Origin of the sequence: Halobacteriovorax vibrionivorans (assembly GCF_003346865.1) — a bacterium.
Classification (GTDB): domain Bacteria; phylum Bdellovibrionota; class Bacteriovoracia; order Bacteriovoracales; family Bacteriovoracaceae; genus Halobacteriovorax_A; species Halobacteriovorax_A vibrionivorans.
In genome coordinates, this window is record NZ_QDKL01000001.1 from 958,631 (window position 1) to 983,251 (window position 24,621).

At 32.9% G+C, this 24,621-nt stretch carries 22 protein-coding genes and 1 pseudogene; 9 read left to right on the plus strand and 14 right to left on the minus strand.

The features are described from left to right. Nucleotides 1-93: 93 nt before the first annotated feature. The 9 genes from DAY19_RS04695 to DAY19_RS04735 are packed head-to-tail and all read right to left on the minus strand — an operon-like array spanning nucleotide 94 to nucleotide 7,915. Nucleotides 94-1,722 (minus strand): HAD-IIIC family phosphatase, encoded by a 1,629-nt coding sequence (locus DAY19_RS04695; protein ID WP_114706013.1) that lies wholly within the window; start codon nucleotides 1,720-1,722, stop codon nucleotides 94-96. Then, the gene (locus DAY19_RS15525; protein WP_114706014.1) at nucleotides 1,719-2,120 is read right to left on the minus strand and encodes a VOC family protein; all 402 of its coding nucleotides are present in this window, start codon (nucleotides 2,118-2,120) and stop codon (nucleotides 1,719-1,721) included. The genes DAY19_RS04695 and DAY19_RS15525 overlap by 4 nt, the downstream gene beginning before the upstream one ends. Continuing rightward, complete coding sequence (locus DAY19_RS04705; RefSeq protein WP_158536786.1) at nucleotides 2,117-2,674, minus strand: GNAT family N-acetyltransferase; 558 nt, start codon at nucleotides 2,672-2,674, stop codon at nucleotides 2,117-2,119. The genes DAY19_RS15525 and DAY19_RS04705 overlap by 4 nt, the downstream gene beginning before the upstream one ends. A 2-nt stretch (nucleotides 2,675-2,676) precedes the next feature. After that, nucleotides 2,677-3,399 carry a class I SAM-dependent methyltransferase gene (locus tag DAY19_RS04710; protein ID WP_114706016.1) on the minus strand — a complete coding sequence of 241 codons (723 nt, stop codon included), beginning with the start codon at nucleotides 3,397-3,399 and terminating at the stop codon, nucleotides 2,677-2,679. Then, nucleotides 3,383-3,796 (minus strand): sugar 3,4-ketoisomerase, encoded by a 414-nt coding sequence (locus DAY19_RS04715; RefSeq protein WP_114706017.1) that lies wholly within the window; start codon nucleotides 3,794-3,796, stop codon nucleotides 3,383-3,385. Before DAY19_RS04715 ends, DAY19_RS04710 begins: the two co-directional genes overlap by 17 nt. Continuing rightward, complete coding sequence (gene rfbB, locus DAY19_RS04720; protein ID WP_114706018.1) at nucleotides 3,786-4,787, minus strand: dTDP-glucose 4,6-dehydratase; 1,002 nt, start codon at nucleotides 4,785-4,787, stop codon at nucleotides 3,786-3,788. Before rfbB ends, DAY19_RS04715 begins: the two co-directional genes overlap by 11 nt. Beyond that, a complete protein-coding gene (gene rfbA / locus DAY19_RS04725) occupies nucleotides 4,780-5,649 on the minus strand; it encodes a glucose-1-phosphate thymidylyltransferase RfbA (protein WP_114706019.1) in 870 nt (289 codons plus the stop codon). The genes rfbB and rfbA overlap by 8 nt, the downstream gene beginning before the upstream one ends. After that, entirely contained in the window at nucleotides 5,649-6,656 is a 1,008-nt protein-coding gene (locus DAY19_RS04730; RefSeq protein WP_199506611.1) for an NAD-dependent epimerase/dehydratase family protein, read from the minus strand. The genes rfbA and DAY19_RS04730 overlap by 1 nt, the downstream gene beginning before the upstream one ends. Next, nucleotides 6,656-7,915 (minus strand): nucleotide sugar dehydrogenase, encoded by a 1,260-nt coding sequence (locus DAY19_RS04735; protein WP_114706021.1) that lies wholly within the window; start codon nucleotides 7,913-7,915, stop codon nucleotides 6,656-6,658. The genes DAY19_RS04730 and DAY19_RS04735 overlap by 1 nt, the downstream gene beginning before the upstream one ends. A gap of 1,248 nt (nucleotides 7,916-9,163) precedes the next feature. Here DAY19_RS04735 and DAY19_RS04745 point away from each other — a divergent pair. Continuing rightward, the gene (locus DAY19_RS04745) at nucleotides 9,164-10,267 is read left to right on the plus strand and encodes a glycosyltransferase family 4 protein (RefSeq protein ID WP_114706023.1); all 1,104 of its coding nucleotides are present in this window, start codon (nucleotides 9,164-9,166) and stop codon (nucleotides 10,265-10,267) included. Here DAY19_RS04745 and DAY19_RS04750 read toward each other — a convergent pair. Then, nucleotides 10,248-11,261 carry an MraY family glycosyltransferase gene (locus tag DAY19_RS04750; RefSeq protein ID WP_158536787.1) on the minus strand — a complete coding sequence of 338 codons (1,014 nt, stop codon included), beginning with the start codon at nucleotides 11,259-11,261 and terminating at the stop codon, nucleotides 10,248-10,250. The two genes, DAY19_RS04745 and DAY19_RS04750, sit on opposite strands and share 20 nt — an antisense overlap. Nucleotides 11,262-11,373: 112 nt before the next feature. Next, a complete protein-coding gene (locus DAY19_RS04755) occupies nucleotides 11,374-12,582 on the minus strand; it encodes a UTP--glucose-1-phosphate uridylyltransferase (protein ID WP_114706025.1) in 1,209 nt (402 codons plus the stop codon). 313 nt (nucleotides 12,583-12,895) lie between these two features. On the opposite strand from DAY19_RS04755, the gene DAY19_RS04760 reads away from it, so the two are divergent. Next, a complete protein-coding gene (locus DAY19_RS04760) occupies nucleotides 12,896-13,147 on the plus strand; it encodes a helix-turn-helix domain-containing protein (RefSeq protein WP_199506612.1) in 252 nt (83 codons plus the stop codon). 4 nt (nucleotides 13,148-13,151) lie between these two features. Here the strand turns inward: DAY19_RS04760 and DAY19_RS04765 are convergent, their stop codons facing one another. Continuing rightward, nucleotides 13,152-15,197 (minus strand): sulfatase-like hydrolase/transferase, encoded by a 2,046-nt coding sequence (locus DAY19_RS04765; RefSeq protein WP_158536788.1) that lies wholly within the window; start codon nucleotides 15,195-15,197, stop codon nucleotides 13,152-13,154. 236 nt (nucleotides 15,198-15,433) lie between these two features. Here DAY19_RS04765 and DAY19_RS04770 point away from each other — a divergent pair, with 236 nt between their 5' ends. Together DAY19_RS04770 and DAY19_RS04775 are read left to right on the plus strand one after the other, a co-directional pair. Next, complete coding sequence (locus tag DAY19_RS04770) at nucleotides 15,434-16,177, plus strand: polyprenol monophosphomannose synthase (RefSeq protein ID WP_233500236.1); 744 nt, start codon at nucleotides 15,434-15,436, stop codon at nucleotides 16,175-16,177. Nucleotides 16,178-16,460: 283 nt separating this feature from the next. Beyond that, a complete protein-coding gene (locus DAY19_RS04775; protein ID WP_158536789.1) occupies nucleotides 16,461-17,963 on the plus strand; it encodes an LTA synthase family protein in 1,503 nt (500 codons plus the stop codon). Here the strand turns inward: DAY19_RS04775 and DAY19_RS04780 are convergent. Then, the gene (locus DAY19_RS04780) at nucleotides 17,950-19,110 is read right to left on the minus strand and encodes a glycerophosphodiester phosphodiesterase family protein (protein ID WP_114706029.1); all 1,161 of its coding nucleotides are present in this window, start codon (nucleotides 19,108-19,110) and stop codon (nucleotides 17,950-17,952) included. The genes DAY19_RS04775 and DAY19_RS04780 overlap by 14 nt on opposite strands. A gap of 288 nt (nucleotides 19,111-19,398) precedes the next feature. Between DAY19_RS04780 and DAY19_RS04785 the strand changes: the two genes are divergently transcribed. After that, nucleotides 19,399-20,160, plus strand: a complete 762-nt coding sequence (locus DAY19_RS04785) for a helix-turn-helix domain-containing protein (RefSeq protein ID WP_114706030.1) — start codon at nucleotides 19,399-19,401, stop codon at nucleotides 20,158-20,160. A 33-nt stretch (nucleotides 20,161-20,193) separates the two neighbouring features. Beyond that, nucleotides 20,194-20,625: a hypothetical protein gene (locus DAY19_RS04790; protein WP_133296884.1), complete on the plus strand. Its 432-nt coding sequence runs from the start codon at nucleotides 20,194-20,196 to the stop codon at nucleotides 20,623-20,625. A gap of 36 nt (nucleotides 20,626-20,661) precedes the next feature. On the opposite strand, the gene DAY19_RS04795 is transcribed toward DAY19_RS04790, so the two are convergent. Next, a complete protein-coding gene (locus tag DAY19_RS04795) occupies nucleotides 20,662-21,849 on the minus strand; it encodes a hypothetical protein (protein WP_114706032.1) in 1,188 nt (395 codons plus the stop codon). A gap of 350 nt (nucleotides 21,850-22,199) precedes the next feature. On the opposite strand from DAY19_RS04795, the gene ribD reads away from it, so the two are divergent. The 3 genes and pseudogenes from ribD to ribB form a co-directional block, all read left to right on the plus strand. Continuing rightward, nucleotides 22,200-23,333: a bifunctional diaminohydroxyphosphoribosylaminopyrimidine deaminase/5-amino-6-(5-phosphoribosylamino)uracil reductase RibD gene (gene ribD, locus DAY19_RS04800; RefSeq protein WP_114706033.1), complete on the plus strand. Its 1,134-nt coding sequence runs from the start codon at nucleotides 22,200-22,202 to the stop codon at nucleotides 23,331-23,333. Further along, complete coding sequence (locus DAY19_RS04805; protein ID WP_158536790.1) at nucleotides 23,333-23,983, plus strand: riboflavin synthase; 651 nt, start codon at nucleotides 23,333-23,335, stop codon at nucleotides 23,981-23,983. The genes ribD and DAY19_RS04805 overlap by 1 nt, the downstream gene beginning before the upstream one ends. Further along, nucleotides 23,976-24,584: pseudogene (ribB, locus tag DAY19_RS04810) on the plus strand (3,4-dihydroxy-2-butanone-4-phosphate synthase); the annotation flags it as partial. The gene DAY19_RS04805 and the pseudogene ribB, both read left to right, overlap by 8 nt. Between the last annotated feature and the right edge of the window lie 37 nt (nucleotides 24,585-24,621).

The following is a 24,621-nucleotide window of genomic DNA, read 5'->3' on the forward strand; positions in this document are numbered from 1 at the left end:
ATATGATTAAACGAGTCCCATTCTTCGCAGCTTTCCATAGATGTGTTTTCATTAACTTCACATTCAAGTGTTTCAGTTAGTATTTCAGTGATTTTATTTTTCATATATTACCTGTATATTTAATTTTTCAGTTTTTAGTTGAGTATTGTTTCTTAGCGAATACTCTTTTTTGTTACCATTTTCACTAGTTAATAAGAATCCAAGGTCGTCAAGCTTGTCTTTTATTAATATATTTTTTGCTGTTGGTATATAGCTAGCCTTAATCTTTTTATCGTGATTTTTCAGAACTGATTCTAGGAACACATTTTCAATTTTTTTTCCAATAATTCTACAGCTCAAAAGAAATGTATCAATTTCTATATCATTAGTATTTTCTTTAAGTATAGTAAGTATTGTGATGCCCTGGTTCCCAAACTTATCTGATACTTCTGCTGTATAAACATGATAGACCTCCGAGTTAATAAATTCTACTATCTGTTCTTTTGAATATCTTTTTGTTGTAAAATTAAATTGATTTGTTTTTTGTGTTAGCTCTGCAATTCTGTTTACTTGCTCTATATTGTTTTTGAAAATTTTAATTTTAATGTCTAATGAATTTATAAAGTCATTAATGTCTTCAAAGCTTCTTTCAACCTGTGTTCTTTTAAAGTTTTGAAGATAGTTCTCTTTTTTATTTAGATCTTCTTTACTTAAAGAGAATTTAGTAAAGTATTTTTTATCTATTTCTATTATATGCAAGGGAAGGTTGTCTGGATTTTTAGGAAAATCTGGAACTGTGCAATTTGTATTTATTTTTGCAATCTCCCTCTCTGCTGGATTATCGTCTATAAAAACAAGACTGTCTTCGCCAATGTTTAATTCTTTAGCGATCTGTCGTAGATTGGTGTCTTTAGAGGTCCAATTCACCTTTTTTATTATGAAATCTTCCCAAGTGAGCGGACATTCAGGGTGCTTGTCAAATACTTCTTTTGCATCCTTTTCATTATTCTTTGAACAAAGAGCTAATAAAACACCTTTTTCAGAGATTTTTTTTACTGTTTCTTGAAAGATATAATACGGCTCACCACTACCGTCTTTGCTAAGTTGAATATTCTCTATTCCCTCTTCTCCGATTACTCCGCCCCAGCAGGTGTTATCAAGATCTAGTACAAGGCATTTTTTATTCTTTTTAAGAATATTCATGATAGTTATTTCTATTTGTTCTGCTATGAGTGATATTCCTAGTTTATTGTAGGGATTTCTGCTCATGAACCATAATGATTGATCCTCAATATTTTTTGAGCCATATTCTTCATATAGCGACATTGTATCAATTACAAAAACTCTTTCATGTTTAATTGATAAGTCATTCAATAAACTATTTATAGATAGTTGTATTTTTTTTTCTGAGTTTTCAGAATTATAACAAAGACCTTTGTTAAATATTGCATCAAACTTAATTGTATTTATGATTACGTATGATTTAGAGTTCTTTAATGATGAATTTATCAAGTCATTAATATGATTTTTTATGTTTTGTAGACTATTTAATTTCAGTAAAGAATTACCTTCAAGAAGAATTGCAATAAATTCCGGTTCGTATTTAAAAAGAGAGCTGTTCTCTAGTAGTAGCTCTTGATTGTATTGATTGTATTCTGAGACATATACTTCAGAGTTAAGTGTTTTTTTAATCTTTCTTGCTACAAAGTCAATATTGTAGTTTCCTGTGAATGCAATTTTCATTTGCTCTCCAGTAGCTCTATTATTCCAGTTTCTTTTGTATAAAGAAAAGCTACATTCTTATTATTAAATGCTATTGCGGGTTTAGGTTCCTGTATTGTAATGAAGCCTTCCATGTTAAGTTTCTCAATCTGAGAATCTATATCATTTGTCAGATAACAAATGTGATAAAGGTTACTCTTTAACTTTGAAATTAAGGATTTTACATCTGAATCATCTCTGCTTGGCTCAACTAATTCTAGAGTGTGCCCGTTTGAATTTTCATGATCCATGAAGACAATGTTTACACCTCTCTCATTGTCTTTGATTATGTCCGATGTGACTCGATAGCCTAGCTTGGAAAATTTATCAATAGTCTTGTCTAAATTTAGAGTTAAAAAACCGTAATGATGTACTTTCACTTAAATATCTCTATCTTTTTTTTAATTTTTTTCTTTATGTTTTCGTATTGTAAATAATCTATATAGTTTTCGATGAGTGTAAAATCCGAATTTTCTAGTTGTATCATATGTTCTGTTTGTGTAGCTCCAAAACGTTTGTGAAAGTTTAAGGTTTTTGTGTTTTCAGCAACCGTTCTTGAGTATATCTTTTTTAATTTTATTACATTAAATCCAAAGTCATGCAATAGTAATACTGACTCGGTTGATTGTAAGCTATTTCCTATGCATATCCATCTTCCAAACTCTGCTGTGTCTTCTTTATCTATATTGTACAGAGAAATTGTTCCGATTAATTTATCTGTTTTATTATCAATTATTGCAAAGTAATAATCACCATTTTTATTAATTTGAGAGCTCAGCCATTCATTTTGTTTTTCAATTGATGGAACTGTCTTATTTAGATATTTAGATATTATTTTATCAGTTCTTAGTTTGATAATATCTTCTGAGTAACGAGTTGTTACTGGACGTAGCGTAATGAAGTCGCCTTTTATATCACTTTTATATATTGCCATGTTCACTTCTTTGCTATTATGTATATATCTCCGCATATTTCAGGGTAATGATTACCAAGTTCTATGTAGCCATTGATAATATCTTTATTCCAGTCCTTTTCAATTTGTCGATTTGTTAAGGGCTTGATCATAACGCCTCCGAATTCTATTATATTTAGTCCAGAAGAAATGATATCCCTTTTTAATGTTTCTGGTGTGTACACACGTACGTGGCCAAGGGTGATGTCTCTATCATTCAAATCTGTTTCTTTGTTTAGAAGTCCCATTTTGACAGCTACTTGCCTATGAAGGGACATAGCATTTGGTACTGAAATATAAAGAACTGTTTCATCTAGCATATTGTTATTTTTTATGTTTTTTAAGGCCTCTATTGGCTCATTAATATGTTCGAGAATGTGACTCATTACAATGTTTTTTGATTTAATATTTGCAGGAATACTCTCTGCATAGCTATGTACAAACTCTACTTCCTTTAGTTTATCATTATTACTTAGGATTTCGATTGCTTTACTCGAGCCATCAACTGCTATTGTTCTTTTAAATTTACTATTCAATAGTTCTGTGAATGCTCCATCACCTAATCCAATCTCTAATACTGAATCGTATGAGTTTACATGTTTTATGAAATTTTGGAACTCTTTGTGTCGTACGGTTGTTTCTAAGTTTTTCCAGTCTTCATGTAAAGAGTCGTATTTTTCTGCTATTTGATCAAGATTTGTATTCATTATTTTCCTCTAAAAATTGGATATACTCTTCATAACTATTTATATAATCATTCTTATCATAAAGCTCATTTGCTAGCACAATAAGGCAGCAGTCTTTTGAGAAGTTATATATCTCTCGCCATAAGGGTTTGTTTATGTATAAATACTTTGATGGATCATTGAGTTTATAAACCTTTGAATTGATACCATCATCGAGCTTTATATCACAACTACCACTTACGCATATTAGCATTTGTTCAAGGTTCTTATGAGCGTGAAATCCTCTGGGTAAATTTTTTGTATTAAAGATATAGTACAATCTTTTTACTATAAAAGGGATTTCGTTACCAACTTCTATTGATATTAAACTACCTCGTTCATCAGTAAATGTTTTAAGTCTTTTAAGATTATCTATCATTTTGTTTCATATAGTATAAAATTGTGTTTTCAATACTTTTATGTATCTCGTGTTTTGGTACCCAACCTAGCTCTGATTTAATTTTGGTAATATCAACAGCATATCTATAATCATGACCCTTTCTATCCTCAACATATGTAATTAAAGATATATATTCATTAACATCTACATTCTTTAACTTTGCAATCTTTTCACAAATTAGTAAGACTAGATCTATATTTTTATACTCGTTATCACCACCAATGTTGTAAACTTCTCCTGGTATGCCTTCGTTAAAAACTTTGTAGATAGCTTCACAGTGATCTTCTACATATAGCCAGTCTCTAATGTTAGTACCTTTTCCATAAATAGGTACAGGTTTCTTATTAAGAATATTGATAATAACTTTTGGTATTAGTTTTTCTTTATGTTGTTTAGGACCATAATTATTAGAACAATTTGTTATTACGGTGTTTAGTTTAAAAGTTTGATTATAACTTCTTACAAGCATGTCAGATGATGCTTTTGATGCTGAGTATGGACTATTTGGTGAATATTGACTTTTTTCTGTAAATAATCCTGTCTCATCAAGTGAGCCATATACTTCATCTGTAGAGATATGATGGAACCTAGAAGTCTCGATCGAGTTATTTTTTGACCAATGTCTATAGGCTGTTTGTAAAAGACAGTGCGTTCCTATAATGTTAGTTTGTATAAAGGCTTCAGGCCCATTTATTGAGTTGTCTACGTGTGACTCAGCTGCAAAATGTATGACATCTGTAATTTGATGCGATTCAAATAAATCATTTAGCTTATTTAAGTCACAGATATCAGCATGAATAAAAGTATAATTCGAATTCTTACTAAATTCGGTGGTGTTATCTAGGTTTCCTGCATAGGTTAATAAGTCTAGGTTGATTATTTTGTCTTCTTTATATTTTTTTAGGTGATAATTAATATAATTAGAGCCAATAAAGCCCGCGCCACCAGTTATAAGTATGTTTCTACTCATATTTTACGACCCTTTTTAAATACTCTGAATATGAATTGTTTTTTAATTTGGAAATTTTTTCATTAATATCTTCTTTAGATATCCACTTTTTAAGATATGCAATTTCTTCTAGGCACGCAATTTGTAAGCCTTGTCTTTTTTCAAGGGCATATACAAAGTTTCCTGCCTCGAGAAATGATTCATGTGTTCCAGTGTCTAGCCATGCTATTCCTCTTCCTAGAACTTCCATCTTGATTTTATTTTCTTTTAAGTATGCATTGTTGATGCTAGTGATTTCTAACTCGCCTCTTTTTGAGGGCTTAACATTCTTAGCTTTCTCCACAACTGAGTTATCATAAAAATATAAACCTGTTACAGCATAGTTAGACTTTGGCTTTTCAGGTTTTTCTTCAATTGTAAGTACGTTTGAGGATTTATCTATTTCGGCAACGCCATATCGTTCGGGATCATTGACATAGTAACCAAAAATAGTTGCTCCCTCATTGAGTTCTGCAGCATTTTCTAGTTTTTCTCTAATACCTTGACCGTAAAAAATATTGTCGCCTAGGATAAGACAAACTGGTGAGTTTCCTATGAATTTCTCGCCGATAATAAATGCTTCGGCAAGGCCATTTGGTTTATTCTGTATCTCATATTCTAAATTGATTCCATATTGTGATCCATCTCCAAGTAGGTCTTTGAATAGTGGCATGTCTCTCTTTGTTGTAATAATGAGTATTTCTTTTATGTTCGCAAGCATCAATATACTTAATGGATAGTAAATCATTGGTTTGTTGTATATTGGTAGAAGTTGTTTTGATACTGAGTAGGTCGCAGGGTAAAGTCTTGTTCCTGAACCACCAGCAAGTATAATTCCCTTCATTATAATTTCCTCTTTTCTTTGAAGAAGTATTCAACAGTGGCTGATATTCCCTCGTGCGCAAGGACCATAGGGGAATAATTTAATAATTTTTTCGCTTTAGAAATATTAGCTAATGAGTGCTTTATATCGCCTTGTCTGAAGTCTCTGTATAATGCTTCGGTAATTGGAATATTTTCATCAAGAGAGTTTAGCCCCTTGTTGATCATATCATAAAGTGTGTTCAAGCTCGTTTGCTCTTCACATGCTATGTTAAATGCTTCTCCATATGCCTCCTTTTTAGAAGTTATTGAGGCGAGGATATTTGCTAGGACAGCATTATCTACATAGCAGAAGTCTCTAGAGGTTGTGCCATCACCATTTATGGTTGGAGTATCTCCTTCTAGTAGTTGACCAATCCATTTTGGTATTACTGCAGCATATGCACCATTTGGATTTTGTCTTGGCCCGAATATATTGAAATAACGTAACCCTATTAGCTCCATTTTATAAGCGCTTGTGTATGCATCGGCATATACTTCATTTATTGCTTTTGTTGCAGCGTATGGTGATAAAACCTTTCCTGTTTCGTACTCTACTTTAGGTAACTTAGGACTGTCTCCATAAACAGAGCTGCTAGATGCATATACAACTCGTTTTATATTGTTGGCTCTAGCTGCTTCTAAAATGGAGATAAATCCATTCACATTATTTTGATGAGTATCTACTGGTAGTTTTATACTTCTAGGCACAGAGCCTAGTGCGGCTTGATGAATTATCTTTTCGCAACCTTTTGACAGTTCAATCATTTTTTCTGTGTCACAAATATCAGCATTGTAAAAATTAAATGATGATTCAGGGTGGCTAGTTGAAACCTCTTTGAGGTAGTCAATATTGCTTTGTAGTCCTGTGAGGAAGTTGTCTACAGCTATTATATTTTGATTATTTCTAATTAAGTAATCACATATATGAGATGCTACAAATCCGGCAGCTCCAGTAATGAACCAGTTGTATTTCTTTTCAAGTTTCACTATAAGCTCCAATAAGTTCCAGTATGCATACCTTTCAAAAAGTTTTTAACATCAAGAATGATAGTATCATCAGTAATTAATTTATTTAGGTATTGCTTATTATATACTTTATGAGAGACGGCTCCAATAATTACATTTGATTTTTGAAGTTCATCTATATTTTTAACAATCTCAAGACCATATTCTTGAAGGGCTTCATTTTTTGAGGCTTCAGGGTCGTGAATTTGAACTTTTATACCAAAAGATTGTAGTTCCGAAACAATTTCGACAACTTTTGAGTTTCGTAAATCTGGACAATTTTCTTTGAAGGTTAATCCTAAAATAGTGACTACTTCTGATGAGATATCGACTTTATTCTTTATCATTAATTTAATGGCTTTTTCAGCAATGAACTTAGGAATATAGTCGTTTATTTTCCTGCCACTTAAAATAACATTAGGGTGATAGTTTAGCTGTTCCGCTTTATGTGTAAGATAGTATGGATCAACACCAATACAGTGTCCACCAACAAGGCCAGGTCTGAAGTTTAAGAAGTTCCATTTCGTACCAGCGGCTTCTAAGACTTCTAGTGTATTTATATCCATGCGATCGAAAATGAGAGCTAATTCGTTTATTAGAGCAATATTTACATCTCTTTGAGTGTTTTCTATTACTTTTGCTGCCTCTGCTACTTTGATGCTTGATGCTTCGTAAACACCAGCTGTTACAACACTTTTATACACTTCTGAAACCACTTTTAAGGATTCTCCACAACATCCTGAAACTACTTTTGTAATTTTTGTGAATGTGTGTTCTTTGTCACCGGGATTAATTCTTTCTGGTGAGTATCCAACCCAAAAATCTTGGCCGTGCTTAAGTCCCGATTCTTTTTCAAGGATTGGAACACATATATCTTCTGTAACACCTGGATATACTGTTGATTCATATACGACAATATCGCCATTTTTTAAAGCTTTAGCAACAGTTGTACTTGCAGCTTTAATTGGACGCAGGTCAGGTTGTTTAGAATTATCGATAGGTGTAGGAACTGCAACTATATGAAAATCTGCTTCTTTTAGAATATCAATACTATCCGTGAATATAATGTCAATATTGGGAAAATCATTAAAGTCAATTTCATTAGTTGAATCTTTACTTTGATTCAATTCTTTAATTCTTGATTTATTAATATCAAATCCTATAACACGTGAATTCTTTGCAAAATTCACTGCTACAGGAAGGCCGACATAGCCTAGTCCGATAACAGATACTTTTCTCATTTTTTACCTTTAAATAAGTGTAATTATTTGTATATGATATTAATTAAAATTAACTCTTGTGTCTAATATTCTATTTATAAAGGTATACTGATTGAAAAGTAAAAAAGCATTTATTTTCACGCTCTTATATACACTCGTTCTGCATTGCGTTGTCCACTTTGTATTACCAGTTATTATACCAGGTTTGTTCACTGACGGAGTATCAAGTTTTACACCTGATGTTGGTAAGTTTCATAACTTAGCTTGTAATGGAGAATCAAATATAACTCTATCCGGAAACGTAGTAATATTTGTAATTAAGATCTTTTATGATTTATTTGGAATTTGTAATGTTGCTCTATCCGGTTATCTTGGCGTTATGTTAATATCTATAGCCGGTTATTTGATAATTGATACGTTTTCTGTTTATTTAAAGAAAAAAGTACTGCTTTCTTATCTATTAATTATATCACTTCCATCTGTAATTAATTGGTATCTTTTTTTAAATAAGGAATCATTTATATTCTTGGGGCTTTGTTTTATTTATAATTTTCTGTTTTTTACAAGAAATAGAAATATTGCATACGATCTATTTTTTATAATGATAGGTGTGACAATTATATTGGTAACAAAATTTTACTATAGTTACTATCTGTTATTCATATCATTAACCATTTTAATCATATCATTAATTAAGAAAGATAGGACTCTACTAAAAAAATCTTTGGTATCGTTAGTGACAATATTGATTACTGCAAATTTTGCTAAGAATGTTGGTGTGTTCGATAGAGCGAGTGTTGTTTCGAATCAGAAAAATAGTGTAAACCTTGTCTATGAGAAGTCTAATTTTAATAAATTATTCTCTATGCCTTTGTATGCTCGAAGTTATTATCTATCCCGTCAGAAGGGTGATAGTGACGTAGATAGGGACTTGTTTTTCAAACGTTACAGAGATTTGTTCGCATATATTCCAAGATTGACATACTTAAGCTTCTTTTATCCATCTCCAAAAGACTATTCGTTTTCATCATTAAGATCAATAATGATAAGTATACAGAGTCTAATTATTGGTACTGCAGTTATCTTTTCTGTATTGGCACTATTTCGAAATATATACTTATTACCTTTGTTTATAGTGATAGAGGTTATTTGCTTTAGTGTACCAAATGTAGGTTCATATTATAGGTATAGAGATCCGTTTCTGATATTTATCCTAACTTATGGTTTATGTAATTTACAAAACTTTATAGAAAAATATAGGCTAACTTTATGTCAAATAAAAAGATAATACTGTGCGCATCAGATTCTTGGTACCTTTTAAACTTTAGATACGATTTAATAAAAGAATTGAATGAGAAATATAGTGAAGTCGTAATCGTAACAAGCTTCGATGGAAGTGAAAAAAAAATGGGAGAATTTTTTCCTAATATTAGGATAATAAATTCATTGCTTGATAGAAAATCTACTGGGTTGATGAAAAATGTTTTCTTAATTTATTGTTATTTTAAGATTTATATAAATGAAAAACCAGATTTTGTAATGAACTTTACAATAAAGCCAAATGTTTTTTCTGCTTTTGTATGTATTGTTTTATCAATACCCTTTATAAATAATGTAACAGGCTTGGGTACTGTATTTATCAAAGGGGGGGCTCTACAGAATATCGTGATTTACTTGTATAGAGTAATTTTTCCATTTGCAAAGAATATCATTTTTCAAAATAATGATGATATGAGTCTTATAAAAGATTTCAAAGTTTCAGCAAGAAATTTCGTATTAATTGAGGGGAGTGGTGTGAATACGAACGTTTTTAGTTCTAACGAAAGTATATTAGAACGAGAATATGATTTTGTATTCATCGGGAGGATTATTAAGGATAAAGGTGTTGTAGAATATATAAAGGCGATGAAGAGACTTAAATTAGAATATCCAAGTCTAAGAGTTTTAATTGTGGGTGGCCTGGACTCTGATAATCAAACAAGTCTTTCTAAAGAAGAATTTAATGAGCTAATTGAGGATTCAGGTATTGAATATCTTGGTAAAAGGAGTGATGTACCAAAGATCTTGAGTGAAACTAAATTTATGGTCTTGCCTTCATATCGTGAAGGACTTTCAAAAGTTTTGATTGAGGCTGCGAGTATGGGGTGTGTTATATTGACTAGTGATGTGCCTGGATGTCGTCAAGTTGTAGAATCAAACGGCTTCTTGTTTGAGCCTAAAAATGTTGAGTCATTATACAATACAGTATTAAATACAATAGAGATTGGGGATGAGGAATTATTAAGACTTTCTAAAAATAGTAGAAAACTCGCAGTAAGCCGGTTTTCCACAGAAATAGTAAATAAGAAAATATTTAATTTATTACAAGATTAAGACTCTTTTTTTTTACTCTCGAAAATATAAATACATTAATTAGTGAAAATGAAAATACAAATAATAATGGTATTATAATTTTTCCCGTAAAACGATTAAGAATGAGAGAAATTATGATACAAGCTGAGTTAATAAAGAATAAACTAAGTGCCGCTTGTAAGTGTGTAAAGTTTGCATCAAGTAAAATGTGGTGTAGATGATTTTTATCCGGGCTAAGAGGGCTTCTCTTTTCTTTGATTCTAATTAAAAATACCCTTAATGTATCAAGAATTGGTATAAAGAAGATACTCACTGCCATTGAAGGGGCAGATCTTAATTGAAATTTAAGATTCGGTAGAGTGTGATTCAGATTTATAAACTTAATTATTAAAAATGTTAGAGTTAAGCCTAGAAGTAATGAACCAGTATCACCCATAAAAATTCTTGCAGGAGTTTTATTATAAATTAAAAATGCAATAACAGAGCCTATTATTGCAAGTGAGAGCCCCGCAAATATTATAAATCCATTGGTAATAAACCAGATAGATAGAAATGTTGCAGCCGAAATAGAAATGAGGCCCGCTAGCCAGTTAATACCATCGATAAGATTAAATGCATTTACTAACCCGACAATCGTTATAATCGAAAATATGTAAGATTGGGTGTCAGTTAACTCATATATGCCTAACGTTCCATAAAAACTTGTTATTCTTGCACCAGATAGGACTATTAATATTAAGGCACATGCAATTTGTATTATTAGTTTATTTTTAGCTGAAAGAATAAAGATATCATCTTTTAATCCCAAGAAAAAAATGATGAATTGAGTTGCTAAAATATATTGCAGGCCCGAAAATAACTTGTTTGGTGTTAAAAGTAACATACTGAATACGATACCTAGAAAAATACCAATTCCACCAAGATTAGGGACTTTTTTGTCATGTGAAGACCTTTCGCATGGATCTGCATAAATAGTAGCATGGTTTGCAAACTTTATTAGTATGGGCATTGTCATGTACGACACAATAAAAGAAATAAAGAATACTAGTATGTAGTAAGCCATTTTGATCCTAAGTTAATTAAACTTATTAAAGATATATTTTATATATTATGAATGAACAATAAGTTTATTTGAAGTGAAAAGTACCATTGTTTAGCATAGAGGACTTTATTAAGTCTCTAAAATCACGTATGTTTTTGATGGGACTAAAAAACTTTTTTCGGTTCTCTTTATTAACATTGAGAATATGAACAAACTTTTTTCCTGTTTCTCTAGCTAGTCTATCTGAATTTAACAGTACTGATCCCATCGCACCCTCAAGCTGCACAAAGTCACCTTTTTGATTTTTTATTAAGTCTGGTAGTGCTATTTCACTATTATCGATAGCATTAAAGTTTACGAGTACTAAATTCGTATTGAAAAAAGCGTCATCATCTTCTTCGCGAAGACCCAGCTTTTCAAAGTAATCTAATTGTCCAGCTTGTTCAGCTTGTGCTTTTTCTACAATTGTAAGGTAGGTCTTATCGCCTTCGACTTTTAGAGCAATTTGGCCACCTTTCATATCACGGTCAGTTTTTGTGGTGGTTACCATAACAACTGGAATATTCTCAGTTAGCATCCAATTGACAATAGCGCGATCTGGAGTGGAGCTTAGATCTTCTCCATTTCCGATACAGGCAACAATATTGTCGCCGGAAGGCCTTGGGCCTTTAAAGACTTCGTATCCAAAGATACCATGTCCCGCAGGTGCAAGTCTCTCAGTTGAAAGCTTGCCATCTTTGATAGTTGGGAGTTTTTGTTGAACCACTGATTCAAGGCGAGAAAAGTTTTCATTTAAGAGTTGAGAATGCTTCTCCCACATCTTATCTAGGATTGGCTTTACATCATTATTAACAAGGTCCTGTAGGACCACTTTTTTGAATGAGCTTGTTTTCTTTGAAGCTTGAATGATTTGAGCTTCAGCTAGTGAGATGTCTCCAAATTCTTTTGTTTCAATATAAAGATCTGTAGATTTTGAACCTGGAGTTGTGCGGCCATATTTTTTTAGATATTCACTTCGATCAAGGCTTGAGCCAAGGCCTCCGTGCATTTTTCTAAGCCATAAAGTACAGTCGACTATTTCTTTTGTTGAATATCGTTGCTTGATGTCTTCGTATGAATAAAAAGGAAGTTCGCGACGCATTAATTCTCGAGGTGCAATTGCTGTAGGGTAAACCCCTGTGTCATTTTCAGGAGTAGCAATTCTTAGTTGTTCTTTTTTCTCATTAAGTTGAGAAAGAAGCCCCTGGAAGTACTCGAGTTCAATAGGATTCGTGATAAATTCTTTTAAATTCATAGACTGGAATAATACCAGATGCTTAGTGAATACTGAAATATAAAATATTCACTTAACGGCATATGAAAAATGCACTTATGTACATATTTTGCGTAAATTTTAGTAGGTTATGCACTTGAGTGAATATTGTGTGGAAAAAGATAAAGAATATTCACTTGATGGCATATCACGGTTGTCTGGAGAGAAAATATGCCATCAAATGAATACTTGATCATTTACGTATGCATTCAAGTGAATGCTCGCAAAAAACTCAAAAGATGATACAATTAAATTCATTACAACTGTTTTACGGAAGAAACGGGGAGAAACTTTAATGAGTTATGATAACTTAGACTTAGAGTTCTTAGAGTATGCCAAGACGGCCATCAAGAAGAATGACTACTACGACATCGATCTAAAAGCTTTAAGAAAATCACTTGGGCTTAAGCAAACAGACTTAATAGGTATAGATCAGCCTGATGTCTCTAAAATTGAAAATCGTCTCGATTTAAAACTTTCAACATTGAATAAGTATGCAAAGGCCTGTGGCCTAGAGATGGAAATTAAATTCCACCCCAAGCATTAATAACTTATTTAATGAGCTCTAACTTTTGAACACCTGTTACAGTTGGGAAGTATGCACGTCCAGTGAACACGTATAGTGTTTTCCTTAATAGGTTATGGATTTTTTTAATCAGCCCAGTATCATTTTTAACGAGTGTTGCTTTATACTTCTTCCCATTTATTTTTATCTCAGGTTTTTGTTTCTTTCCCGAAATATAGCGATAAAAGTGATCAGGTGTTTTTGTATTCTTAAAGCTTACTCGGTTGAATGCTTGTTCGAAGTTTTTTGGAAGATGTGTATATTGAATGATTTCACCTTCTTTTGAGCTCTCCACAAGACTTTTAAGAGGCCCATTAAGATTCCAATCGATTAACTTTCGATAGTTTGAGAAATTTTTAGAATCGATCTTTTGCTTAGTTATATCGATAATATCATCATTACTTAAGTGGAAGCCCTCATCTAAAGGTTCAATTTTAAGATTCGCACTTAGCTTTCCAGAGATAGTACAAAACTCATTACTTGGGGCCTCAGTCTTAAAGAACTCTTCAAAAGTGTCACAGTAGTCAATCCACGTGAAGGCCTGGTTTGGAGACTTTCTAATTAAGTCTCTTGAATATTGTATTTTTTTCTTCTTTCCAAGAAAATAGGTCGGTGTGATCTTTCCCTTCTCGTCATAGTAGAGGATTAGAGGAATTTTAAACTTATTGTCTCCAGCATAGAGAAATTCATCTTTTACACGAATACCTTTATCTAGGTTCTTAATAGACCATAGCTTTAAAAACTCTTCTTTCATTCCTTTTAAATAGGAGTCTGTTTTAGCACCATATTGTTCATAAAGAGTTTTTTCTTCTTTTAAAAGATCAACGCCAAGGCCAACCTTATAATCAGTACCTAATTGAGCCAAGAGTGTTGTTGCAACATCAAGGTGAGTACCGGGTTTTGTCACCTCACCAGTCTTACTATTATTTGGATAATTGATGAGAAATAGGTTTTTACGGTCCATTCCCTGTAATTTATCTGATAATAAATTTCTTAATGATAAATGATCTGACATGACAACAATAAGAGTGTTGTCACTATATTCAGAGGCCCTGATTTTATCGACAAATTCTTTAATATAATAATCAGAGCATTTAAAAGCTTTTACTAAGCGACTGTCACCATCTTGATGATTGATTTTACATGATGGGAATACATGACCTTTTGGGTGGTGTGTATCTAATGTATTTACTGATAAAAAGAACGGGTTATCTTTTTTAGCTAAATTATCGGCAACTATTTTTGCTTCATCAAATAAGTTCTTATCATAAAATCCCCAAGAGTTCGTTCTTGCTGTTGGGTATTTCTTCTTCAAGTCATCTTTACCTTTAATAAGGCTATACTTATGAGTTTTTAAATAATTTTTCGTACCTGAGAAAACGACAGAGGCACCTTTGAGGTGGGCACCAATATAGCCATTACTATGGAGAATGTCGGGAAGGCAAACAGCAGAACCATAGAAATTGAATATACCTTCCATTGCATTGCCTTCACCTGCTGCTTCAAGAGGAACGCCACATTGTGAAGCAACCATACCTGCAATAGTCCATGTTGCACCATAGTTCGAATACATATTAGTAAATGAAAGAGATTGCTTTTCTAACTCTCTCATATTTGGTGTCATTCCTGGAAAGACCTCATCATTTAAATATGTTTTTTCAAAACCTTCAGCGTAGATAATGATGAGGTTTTTCTTATCTTTGATTTCTGCAATCTCGTCACCGGCTTTGTGAATATCTATTTTTACGCCTTGAAATTCATTAGGCTTTAAAAGAGTATAGAGATTATGTGTCAATGGACTTGAGATAATGGCCAGTAGAAGTACTACTGTAGCAAATTGTGATGCAACCTTCTTTTTCGTTATTTTATAAGTGAAGAAAATTGATAAGATGATCATTGCAGCACTAGCAATAATAATATTTGTGTACTCACCAACTCCTGCTTCTACTGTATCAAGTCTTAAGTGATAGAGGACAACATCATTTAGCCCTACACCAGTAAAGTAATTACTTACGATAAAGATATTACTCATCGTAAAAAAGATAAAAGTGAGGGAGGCTGTTATTTGTGATAATATTTTATTATTGTTTTTGGAACGAAGCGTAATCGTTAGGGCAATAAGAAATAAAACAATACTTAAATAGATGTTGAAAAAATAAAACATATGAATTCCTGAAGTCTGCAATGCTTGATTATACAGGTTGTAAAAGGTGTTGAAAAGATAGTGATCTTTTCTTATAGTTCTTTCAGTCATAGGAGATGAAAAAGGTGAGCACTGGCCAACTTCCATGGAATAGATCATTGATCATTATTCCAACTTACAATGAAATCGATAACATAGAGCGTATGATTGATACGATCTTTGGAAAATACCCAGAGGTCTCATTGCTTATTATAGAAGATGGTTCACCTGATGGAACTGCAGATGTGGTTAAAAAGAAGATGGAATCAAATGAAAATCTTCATATAATTGAGCGTACTGGAAAACTTGGACTGGGTACGGCCTATATCACTGGATTTAAGTGGGCCCTCGAAAATAAATATGACTTTGTCTTTGAGATGGACTGTGACTTTTCACATGATCCAGATGCGGTTAAAGACCTTCTAGCAGCAGCACAGGAAAATGATCTTGTTATTGGTTCTCGCTATATTGATGGAATTCGAATTATCAATTGGCCATTTAGAAGACTTCTATTATCTTACTGTGCATCTATTTATACACGATTCATGACAGGGATCCCTGTTCTTGATACAACAGGTGGCTTTAAGTGTTTCACACGTAAAGCACTTGAAGCTATTAATTTAAATAAAATCATCTCGAATGGTTATATCTTTCAACTTGAACTAAATTATAAGGTTTGGGATAGAGGACTTAAGGTAAAAGAAGTGCCAATTATCTTTTATGAAAGACGTGACGGTCAATCAAAAATGGGTGGCGGAATTATTTTTGAGGCCCTTTTTAATGTTGTAAAATTAAGAGTTTTAAAACTCTTAGGTTTACTAAATTCTTAATGAGCCTTGACCTATGAATATATTTGGATTCTTTTATTCGTTAGTTTATTTAGCTTCCTTCATAAGATATTCAAATAGCTTATCTCTTTGGAAAAACTATACCGCTTTTGATTACGGTACGTTTTTGTTGGGCTTTATATTTATTATCTGTCTTGCTCAAACAGTCTTCCATTTTTGTAAAAAGAAATATTCAAGGTTAGCATTTTCGATTTTTTTCATCAGTTTATATTATATCGGCTATATCTTCTTTCATCGTACAAACACTGCTTACGATTATGCAATTTTGATTGATAATATTGGTGAAGTTTTAATACCTGAAAATGGTGCAATATTTGGACAAATTTATCGTGTAAAAGATGTTGTTACTCTTTTATTTATTCATTTAATAATCATAGTTACTTTTTTTAAGAGTAAAAAGTTTGAAGTTAGTTATAGAAGACCCTTGCTCGGCTTAGCTTCTTTAATCGTTTATATTTTCTTGGTGATCTTTGCACCATATTCTAAAGAAGAACTGTCTGCATTTGCTAAAACAATGTCTGACTATTATTTAAATAGTAGCTCAAAATATATTGGTGAAGCTTATAAAAACATCGATTCAATTTTAAATTATCAATTTGAATCAACTTATCCAGAAGATAAAAAAGATATTATTCTAGTACATCTAGAATCTTATTCAGGAATTTACATAAATAAAAAGATTAACGGCAAGTATGTTACACCCGTAATGAATGAACTTTATAAAGAGGGACTCTCTTTTAAGCATTTTTATTCTAACTCGATTCAAACAATTAAGGGCCAGTATGCGACTCTTTGTTCGCTAATTCCGCTTCCTCGAGGAAAAGCGTCATATCGTGTTGATAGCAGTAAGTTGGATTGTTTGCCTCGTGTACTTGGTCAAATGGGATATACGACATATTTCCATGACTCTTTTGGTAATCCTGGTTTTGATAATACACATGACTTCATAAAGAAATCTGGTTTTGAATATATAAAAACTTCTCGTGAAATAGAAAGTAAGCCTGGTGTTTTAAAGTGGGGATGGGGAGTCCAAGATGATTTTTCATACCGCTATTTCGTAGAGAATATTGAAGAGTTTAAATCAAATAAGAAGCCGATATTTGCAATGATCCAAACAGTATCAAATCATATGTGGTTTGATCGTGTACCAAAAGACCAAAAAGAGATATTTCCAAACGAAAAGCATTTAACAGAAGCCTTCATTAATTCTCTACATGCAAGTGATAAATACTTGGGAACATTGATAAATGAATTAAAAGAGAAAAAGATCTTCGATAATTCAATCATCATCATTACAGGTGATCATAGTTTTCCAAATTCTGAACACGGTATGAAAAGTAATGCAGCTGGCGCGTACGAAGAGTTCTTTAGGGTACCACTGTTAATTATTTCTAAATCTCAAAACTTAGATGGCAATATTGAAAATATTAATGGTAGTCAGGTAGATATCAAACCTACAGTATTAGACTTAATCGGATATAAGGGTGAAGTACAATCCGCTGGTGAAACGTTACTAACTAAATCAGAGCGAAGCTCTTACCTGGTTCAGCCATACAATGGTACTTTCTTATCAGTTGTTAAACATCCTTATAAAGTGATTTGGAATAAAAGAAATAATCGTTGGCAATATTTTAATTTAGAACTTGATCCTGAAGAAAGAAGTCCAATTAAAAAAGAAAATAAAGAGATTAAAGCTTTAAAAAAAGAAATTGGATTTATCTTTGCCAATGAAGAATACGCAACACAATTTACTCCTAAAGAGGGTTAAAGCATTCTACTTCCTCTTTAAAGTTCCAATTGTCAGCATAGAATCCATGGAATAATCCTAGTTCATTACATGCTACAAATCTCTCATCTCGCTTATCTTTTCCGTGGTTAAGGTGATAAGCGTAGACTTTAAACCCTTGTTTTCTTAACTTCAAAAGATCATCGTAATTATTCTTAGCGTAGTAACGACTTAGTGCGATTGAAGTAATTCCCTTTCTAAAATATTCATCGAGTTTATTCTTTATATTTAAATAAAGATAATGAGTTGGCATGGCCTCTTTTATATTTAGCTTTAATGCTTCATTTAATGAGGATTCGTTAAATAACTCCATTACTAAACGATCTTTATATTTGAAAACTTCTAATACTTTTTTGGGCTTATTAATCTTATCAGTAACTAAAACTGCATCAGGATGTTCTTTGAACCAATTACGAATCGTACTTAGATCCAGTGGTGTATACTTATTAAATAATTTGTGATTCATAAAATCTTGATGGGTAGGCGGAAGGTCGCCACTAAAATTTGTTTCATCGGCCCAATCATCCCATTCGTGGACGGCCACGATTATGCCATCACTTGTCTCTTGGAGATCTAATTCAATTCTTCTAAAGCCTTTTTTGTAACTACTGTTAATTGCTTCAAGTGAGTTAGTGTAAATTCTTCCATCGATTACACCTCCAGCATGAGCAATGAAGCGTGAAGTATCTGTGAATGCATCTTTATGTGGGGGCTCAAACCTTTTTATGATTTCAAGTTTAAATATACCTGTTAATTCAGGGATAAAGTCTTTCTTTATTATTTTGTACCAAAATTCCTTGATGGCATTTTTAATCTTAATTAATAATGGTGAGTGATCTGCGATTAATTTAGCCTGATAGATATTGTAATTAAGTGATATATTGAAAGTTCTCTTTGTTTTAATATCTTTTATTACAGTGAAAAGCTCTTGTGTATTTGCTGATTTCAAAAATCTTCTTTCATATTTTGAACTCAATTCTCTAATTTGCTCAGAGGTGAGCTTCTTTTGAACTAAGACGTTATCCCCTTTAGATGTGGATTGAATTAATTTTAAATCTAATTCTCCTAGCTCAATAGCTGAACTTGTAAAAGTCAGAATAAGAATTAGTAAGGGCCTAAGTATATACATATGTAATGATCTACCTTTGTGATTATAGTTACTTATAAAATATATTGTATTTATTTTATAGTTGCTCTCACGTATTTACTAGTGCTTATAAATTTCTTCATTCCAATCTGGAATGTTTCATTTCATTAGTGAAAAAAATCAGATTTTTCACTATCTAAAGTTTATTTATGCTCTATCAAATACTTAACAAGAACGCTTATTGATACTTTTTACATTGATAATGAAAAAAACTTATTGGCAATGTATGAACAATGATCAACCAAAAAGCGAATATGAGGGAGAAGCAAAATGGACAAGGTTTTTTTAGAAAGACCTTCGGTTAACGAGGTTTTGCGGGATAAGATCAGAAAATACAAGAAAGAGCATTCCCGCTTAAGTAGTAATCAAATCGCTCGAAGATTGGGACTTCCACCTTCGACATTCCACCGCCTTGAAATGGGTGACGTTAAAAATCCTGGACTCGACATTTGTGTAACAGTCCTCAATGGCCTTGCCAGTAAAAAGGACACAGCGGAATTCGTACGCGAGTACTTCCCTGAGGTGCATGAAAGTCTTTATGGGCATTTTTATGAAACCCAGACTCAGAATCTTATTTCTGATGATGTGGTTCAATATTTCAAAGATGAATCCACTTATAAAATGATGATCAAGGCAACCACTCATCACGGACTTAGTGAAAATGAAGTTTTACAAGAGTATGGAAGACAGGGGCATAAGATATTCATGAAATTAGCAGCTGACGGAACAATAAAAAATAAAAATGGAAGGTTCTTCCATTCTGATGATCTTCAGCGTGTTAATACAGAAACAACTATAAAGTTATCAAACCTAATATTAAATGAAATGGTAAATGAGGTTAGGGTGCATGGTAACCCGATTAATAGTAAGCATGATATCTGTTATCAATCAGTAGATGGTAGTAAAGTCAAAGATGAACTAAAGCAACTTGCATCCGAGTTTTCTTATAACGTAAGGAAAATTATGTTATCTCCAGAAAATAGAGGAGAGGATGTGTTTTTTGTTAGTAACTTAATAAGAAAAATAGATTAAGGGGTTAAAATGAAATATATAATAATATTACTTATGACATTATCGATTTATGCTAGTGGTGGTGTCGTTGGAGATGTTGATACATTGAGAATGTCAAACCGGTCAGGAGTAATTGGCGATGTTGACACTCTAAGGGAGCTACCTTCAGTAGTTGATTTAGCTAACTTATCAGAGCTTATGGGCACAAGTCATGAAAACGTTAGTATATCAAGAAGGCTATTAAGTTCGGGAGACTATGATTTTAACTCTAGTCAAAATAGATGGGTTCTAAAAACAAAGTCACGTGTTGTTAGTGTAGCTAGCATTGACCTAATTGATGAATATGAAGAAAAGCAAGTTGAAGTAAGTAACTTTTCATCAAATATAAGATCTAAAATAAGAAATCTTGGCTCTAGAATTCTAGAAAGAAGAATAAAGAGAGGAGTGAGATTTAAAAATTATAAAATAGACGACTTTGATTTCTAAAGAGCATAACAAGTAGCAGGCTAGTAATGTGGCCTGCTACATATTGCAAACTTCTAATTTTACAAATTTTCTATTTTTTTCAGGTAATTTGATAAGTTCATTTAATATTTCATTTGTAAATGGGTTTCTAATATAAACGCTTTCTAAGCTTTTTTTACTTCCCCAATATTTCATATAGTTAAATTCACTCAGGTGTGCTCTTATATCAGTGCCTAGAGGAAATCTAATTTTATCTTTTCGAATGTAATATGTTAATACTTCTTCTTCTAAATATGTATTCTCGTTAAATTCTAAGATTTTATTTTTAAATTGGATTTGAAATATTTTATCTTCTGTCTCAAAACTTGAAGACTTATAGCACTTTAGTTCCGTTTTAAACGAAAAACTTGTTGAGTTAAAGCTTATATGTTCTTGGATACTATCAGCGTCATTTAAAGGAAACGAAGCGGCTAGATATCCTATTATGAAAGCATCGTCAGAAAAAAGGTTTAGGCTTATTTTATCCATCTTGCCTATAATAGAGTGTGATTTATTATTACCATTTAGAGAAATCCCTTCGTACAACTCAATTTCGTTATGTTTTTTTGTAAGGAAACCAATTGATTTACCGTTTTGTGAGATTAGGGCACCGTCTCGGACGCCTTCGCAATTTTTGATGTTAAGAAGTTGTGATTCGTTATCAAATGAGTTGGCATAGGCAAGGGATGCGTATGTAAGTTCACAATCTTGAGATTGAAGCTCGCCTAGTTCATTGAAATAGTTAAGTTGAACTTCGTTATTATCAATTTCTGGAAGTTCAATATTTGCAGTATTAGGTATTTCTTTTTCGAGGTTAAGTTTTAAGATCTTGTCTCCGAATTCATTTGAGAGCTCATCTTCGACAGATGTGACCTTGATTAGTTTGCCGTCTGTTGTTTGAATATTGAATGCCTCATTTTCTGTGGCACAATTTTCTGAAATCAAAACTTCGCTTTGAGATTTTACGATTCCCGAACAAGTAAGTTTCTTCTTTTCTGTTTTAACAGCAACAATTCCCTCTGGGCACTCGTGGCCATCGCAGAAGTTTCCTAATTTTGGATTTAGAATTGTTCTGTCGTTTGAGATTCCACCTAGTGTCTCCTCACTTTGAGAAGCTATATTATTGATCGCTTTTTTCGCGTCATCAGAACATGAAGTTACTGTAAAAGCTAAAATGAGAATGATTGGTGCAATTAACTTATTCATATTGGTAATTTATCGAAAAAATGAACGCTTATGGGCTTTAGTGAAATTTATTTATAGGGTGTACAATTTTGGTACGTCGATACTTTTCAAATTAATCGTAAGTTATGCTGGATCCTGAGTAATATATAGTCATTGTAGCCATGTTTTTTATGTAGAACTTTTCTACTCTTGGCTAGTAAATAGCTAATTATCTGGAATCACATAGAGGCAATCTTTAAGATCATAAACTAAAGGTGCTAAGTTGCTAAATGTTCGAAAAGTATCGACGTACCCCCTAGAAAAAGTTCTCGATATGCTACGTACGAAAAAGTCTGCTGGAACCCTATGGCCAAGTATGGTAAATCAGGAACATGGAAAAGCAGGATTCTCGAGATATTGCATATATGCGTATGGCACTTGATTTGGCCAAGAAGGGTGAGGGGCAAACGTCACCAAACCCAATGGTTGGAGCAATTATTGTAAAAGATGGAATTATCTTAGGTAAGGGTTGGCATAAAAAAGCAGGCCTACCTCATGCTGAGCCAGAAGCAATCTCAGATGTCCGCGACTATCATAAGGCAGAGCTAAAAGGAGCAACGATCTATGTTACCTTAGAGCCATGTTGTCATACAAAGAAAAGAACACCTCCTTGCACAAACGCAATTTTAAAACACGGCTTTTCAAGAGTCGTTGTGGCCTGCCTTGATCCTAATCCTGAAGTCGCAGGAAATGGAATTAAGATTCTCGAGTCAGCAGGTATTGAGTGTAAAGTTGGAGTACTTGAAAAAGAGGCCCGTGAACTTAATGAAGTTTTCTTTAAGTCTATGACTAAAAGGCTACCTTATATTCACCTTAAACTTGCTCAAACATTAGATGGAAAGTTATCAACAATTACAGGTGATTCGAAGTGGATAACAGATGAAAATGCACGCAAGATGGTTCACGCTTATCGTAAGAAATATGATGCAGTCATGGTTGGCCGAAAAACTCTAAATAATGATGACCCGAGTTTAAATATTCGTTTTGGCCTAGATGAAAGCGGTAAAATCCCTTTTCGAATTGTGATGGGCTCAATTTCTAAAATGGATCCATTATCCAAGATCTTCAATGACGAATATACACATAAGACAATAATTATAACTACGGGAGCCGATTACCAAGGCGCGGCGGATGATGTAGTTAAATTCTTTACTGATAAAAAGATTAGAATAGTCTTTGCTAAAAGTGATGAGAATGAAGTTGTCATTGAAGATGCCTTTGCCCAGTTAAAAGCAATTGGTGTTCATTCAATTTTAGTCGAAGGTGGAGGGATGCTTGCTTCCTCAATCTTAAAGAAAAAGCTTGCAGATAAGATGACAATCTTTGTTGCACCAAAAATTCTTGGAGATGGAATCGGTTATTATGATGAAAAATTAGATTCAATGGCCGACGCTTTAAACTTTAATAATGTAGCAGTTAAAAATATTGGTTCTCAAGCAATGTTTGAGATCGACCCGAGGTCATAGTGTTTACAGGACTAGTAAAAGAAATAGGAAAAGTCGTAAGTGTCCGCTCAAATGCGGAAGGCAAACTTATTGAAGTAAGTTCAAAAGAACTTCTTCCAGAGATTGCTATTGATGATTCAGTATCTATCAATGGAGCATGCCAAACAGCTGTGAAGCTAACGGATTCAACATTTGTCGTGCAAACAGTTCATACGAGTCTGGAAAAGACCACTCTAGGAAGTCTTCGTACTGGTGATGAAGTTAATCTTGAATTAGCACTTCGTGCTAGTGATCGCTTGGGTGGTCACATTGTACAAGGCCATGTTAACGACGTTGGGCAGATTATCCAAATTCAAAGTCGTGGGAATAATTATTTAGTGACTATTAAAGTAAGTCCAAAGCAAATGAAATATATTGTGAAAGAAGGATCTATTACGATTGATGGAATCTCTCTAACTGTTGCTGAAGTTTTTAAAGCCGATTGTTCATTCCAACTTTCAATTATTCCACATACTTGGCAGAACACTGTCTTACGAAATCGTAGAGTGCAAAGTCTTGTAAATATTGAAGTTGATATCCTTGGAAAATATATTGAAAACTTGCTTTTTAATGGTGCTAGACGTAGTAATGGTGCAAGCACACATAATTTGGAGTCCTTTTTAAATGATTGAATTTGATACTATTGAAGAAGCCATTGAAGATATTCGTCTCGGTAAGATGGTTATTGTTATCGATGATGAAAACCGTGAGAATGAAGGAGACTTCATCATGGCGGCAGACCGTATTACGCCGGAAGCAATTAACTTCATGGCAACAATTGGACGCGGTTTAATATGTACACCGATTACAAAATCTCGTGCACAGGAATTAGAGCTACCACTTATGGTTGCGCAAAACGATTCTGTTCATCATACAGCATTTACCGTTTCAATTGATGCAGCAAATGGTGGTACGGGTATTTCTTGTCAGGATCGTGCTTTAACAACAAATCTTTTAACAAATAAGAATACAAAAGCTTCAGACTTTATGAAGCCGGGACATATTTTTCCATTAATTGCAAAAGATGGTGGAGTGCTAGAAAGAGATGGCCACACAGAAGCAGCTGTAGATTTAGCACGACTTGCTGGTTGTTATCCTGCAGGAGTTATATGTGAAATCATGAGTGCAGATGGAACGATGGCCATGGCACCAGAGTTGGCCAAAATTGCTAAAGAGCACGATTTAAAATTTATAACTATTAAAGACTTAATAAAATATAGACGTGAACATGAGGCGCCTTCAAAAGGTGTCACAGATTTAGGAGAAACAC

What these genes read in the sequence shown, in the direction of transcription:
- DAY19_RS04695 (WP_114706013.1), bottom strand. Translation starts at nt 1,722, where the DNA reads ATGAAAATTGCATTCACAGGAAACTACAATATTGACTTTGTAGCAAGA.
- DAY19_RS04705 (WP_158536786.1), bottom strand. Translation starts at nt 2,674, where the DNA reads ATGGCAATATATAAAAGTGATATAAAAGGCGACTTCATTACGCTACGT.
- DAY19_RS04710 (WP_114706016.1), bottom strand. Translation starts at nt 3,399, where the DNA reads ATGAATACAAATCTTGATCAAATAGCAGAAAAATACGACTCTTTACAT.
- DAY19_RS04715 (WP_114706017.1), bottom strand. Translation starts at nt 3,796, where the DNA reads ATGATAGATAATCTTAAAAGACTTAAAACATTTACTGATGAACGAGGT.
- rfbB (WP_114706018.1), bottom strand. Translation starts at nt 4,787, where the DNA reads ATGAGTAGAAACATACTTATAACTGGTGGCGCGGGCTTTATTGGCTCT.
- rfbA (WP_114706019.1), bottom strand. Translation starts at nt 5,649, where the DNA reads ATGAAGGGAATTATACTTGCTGGTGGTTCAGGAACAAGACTTTACCCT.
- DAY19_RS04735 (WP_114706021.1), bottom strand. Translation starts at nt 7,915, where the DNA reads ATGAGAAAAGTATCTGTTATCGGACTAGGCTATGTCGGCCTTCCTGTA.
- DAY19_RS04745 (WP_114706023.1), top strand. Translation starts at nt 9,164, where the DNA reads ATGTCAAATAAAAAGATAATACTGTGCGCATCAGATTCTTGGTACCTT.
- DAY19_RS04750 (WP_158536787.1), bottom strand. Translation starts at nt 11,261, where the DNA reads ATGACAATGCCCATACTAATAAAGTTTGCAAACCATGCTACTATTTAT.
- DAY19_RS04755 (WP_114706025.1), bottom strand. Translation starts at nt 12,582, where the DNA reads ATGAATTTAAAAGAATTTATCACGAATCCTATTGAACTCGAGTACTTC.
- DAY19_RS04760 (WP_199506612.1), top strand. Translation starts at nt 12,896, where the DNA reads ATGAGTTATGATAACTTAGACTTAGAGTTCTTAGAGTATGCCAAGACG.
- DAY19_RS04765 (WP_158536788.1), bottom strand. Translation starts at nt 15,197, where the DNA reads ATGAGTAATATCTTTATCGTAAGTAATTACTTTACTGGTGTAGGGCTA.
- DAY19_RS04780 (WP_114706029.1), bottom strand. Translation starts at nt 19,110, where the DNA reads ATGTATATACTTAGGCCCTTACTAATTCTTATTCTGACTTTTACAAGT.
- DAY19_RS04785 (WP_114706030.1), top strand. Translation starts at nt 19,399, where the DNA reads ATGGACAAGGTTTTTTTAGAAAGACCTTCGGTTAACGAGGTTTTGCGG.
- DAY19_RS04790 (WP_133296884.1), top strand. Translation starts at nt 20,194, where the DNA reads ATGACATTATCGATTTATGCTAGTGGTGGTGTCGTTGGAGATGTTGAT.
- DAY19_RS04795 (WP_114706032.1), bottom strand. Translation starts at nt 21,849, where the DNA reads ATGAATAAGTTAATTGCACCAATCATTCTCATTTTAGCTTTTACAGTA.
- ribD (WP_114706033.1), top strand. Translation starts at nt 22,200, where the DNA reads ATGGAAAAGCAGGATTCTCGAGATATTGCATATATGCGTATGGCACTT.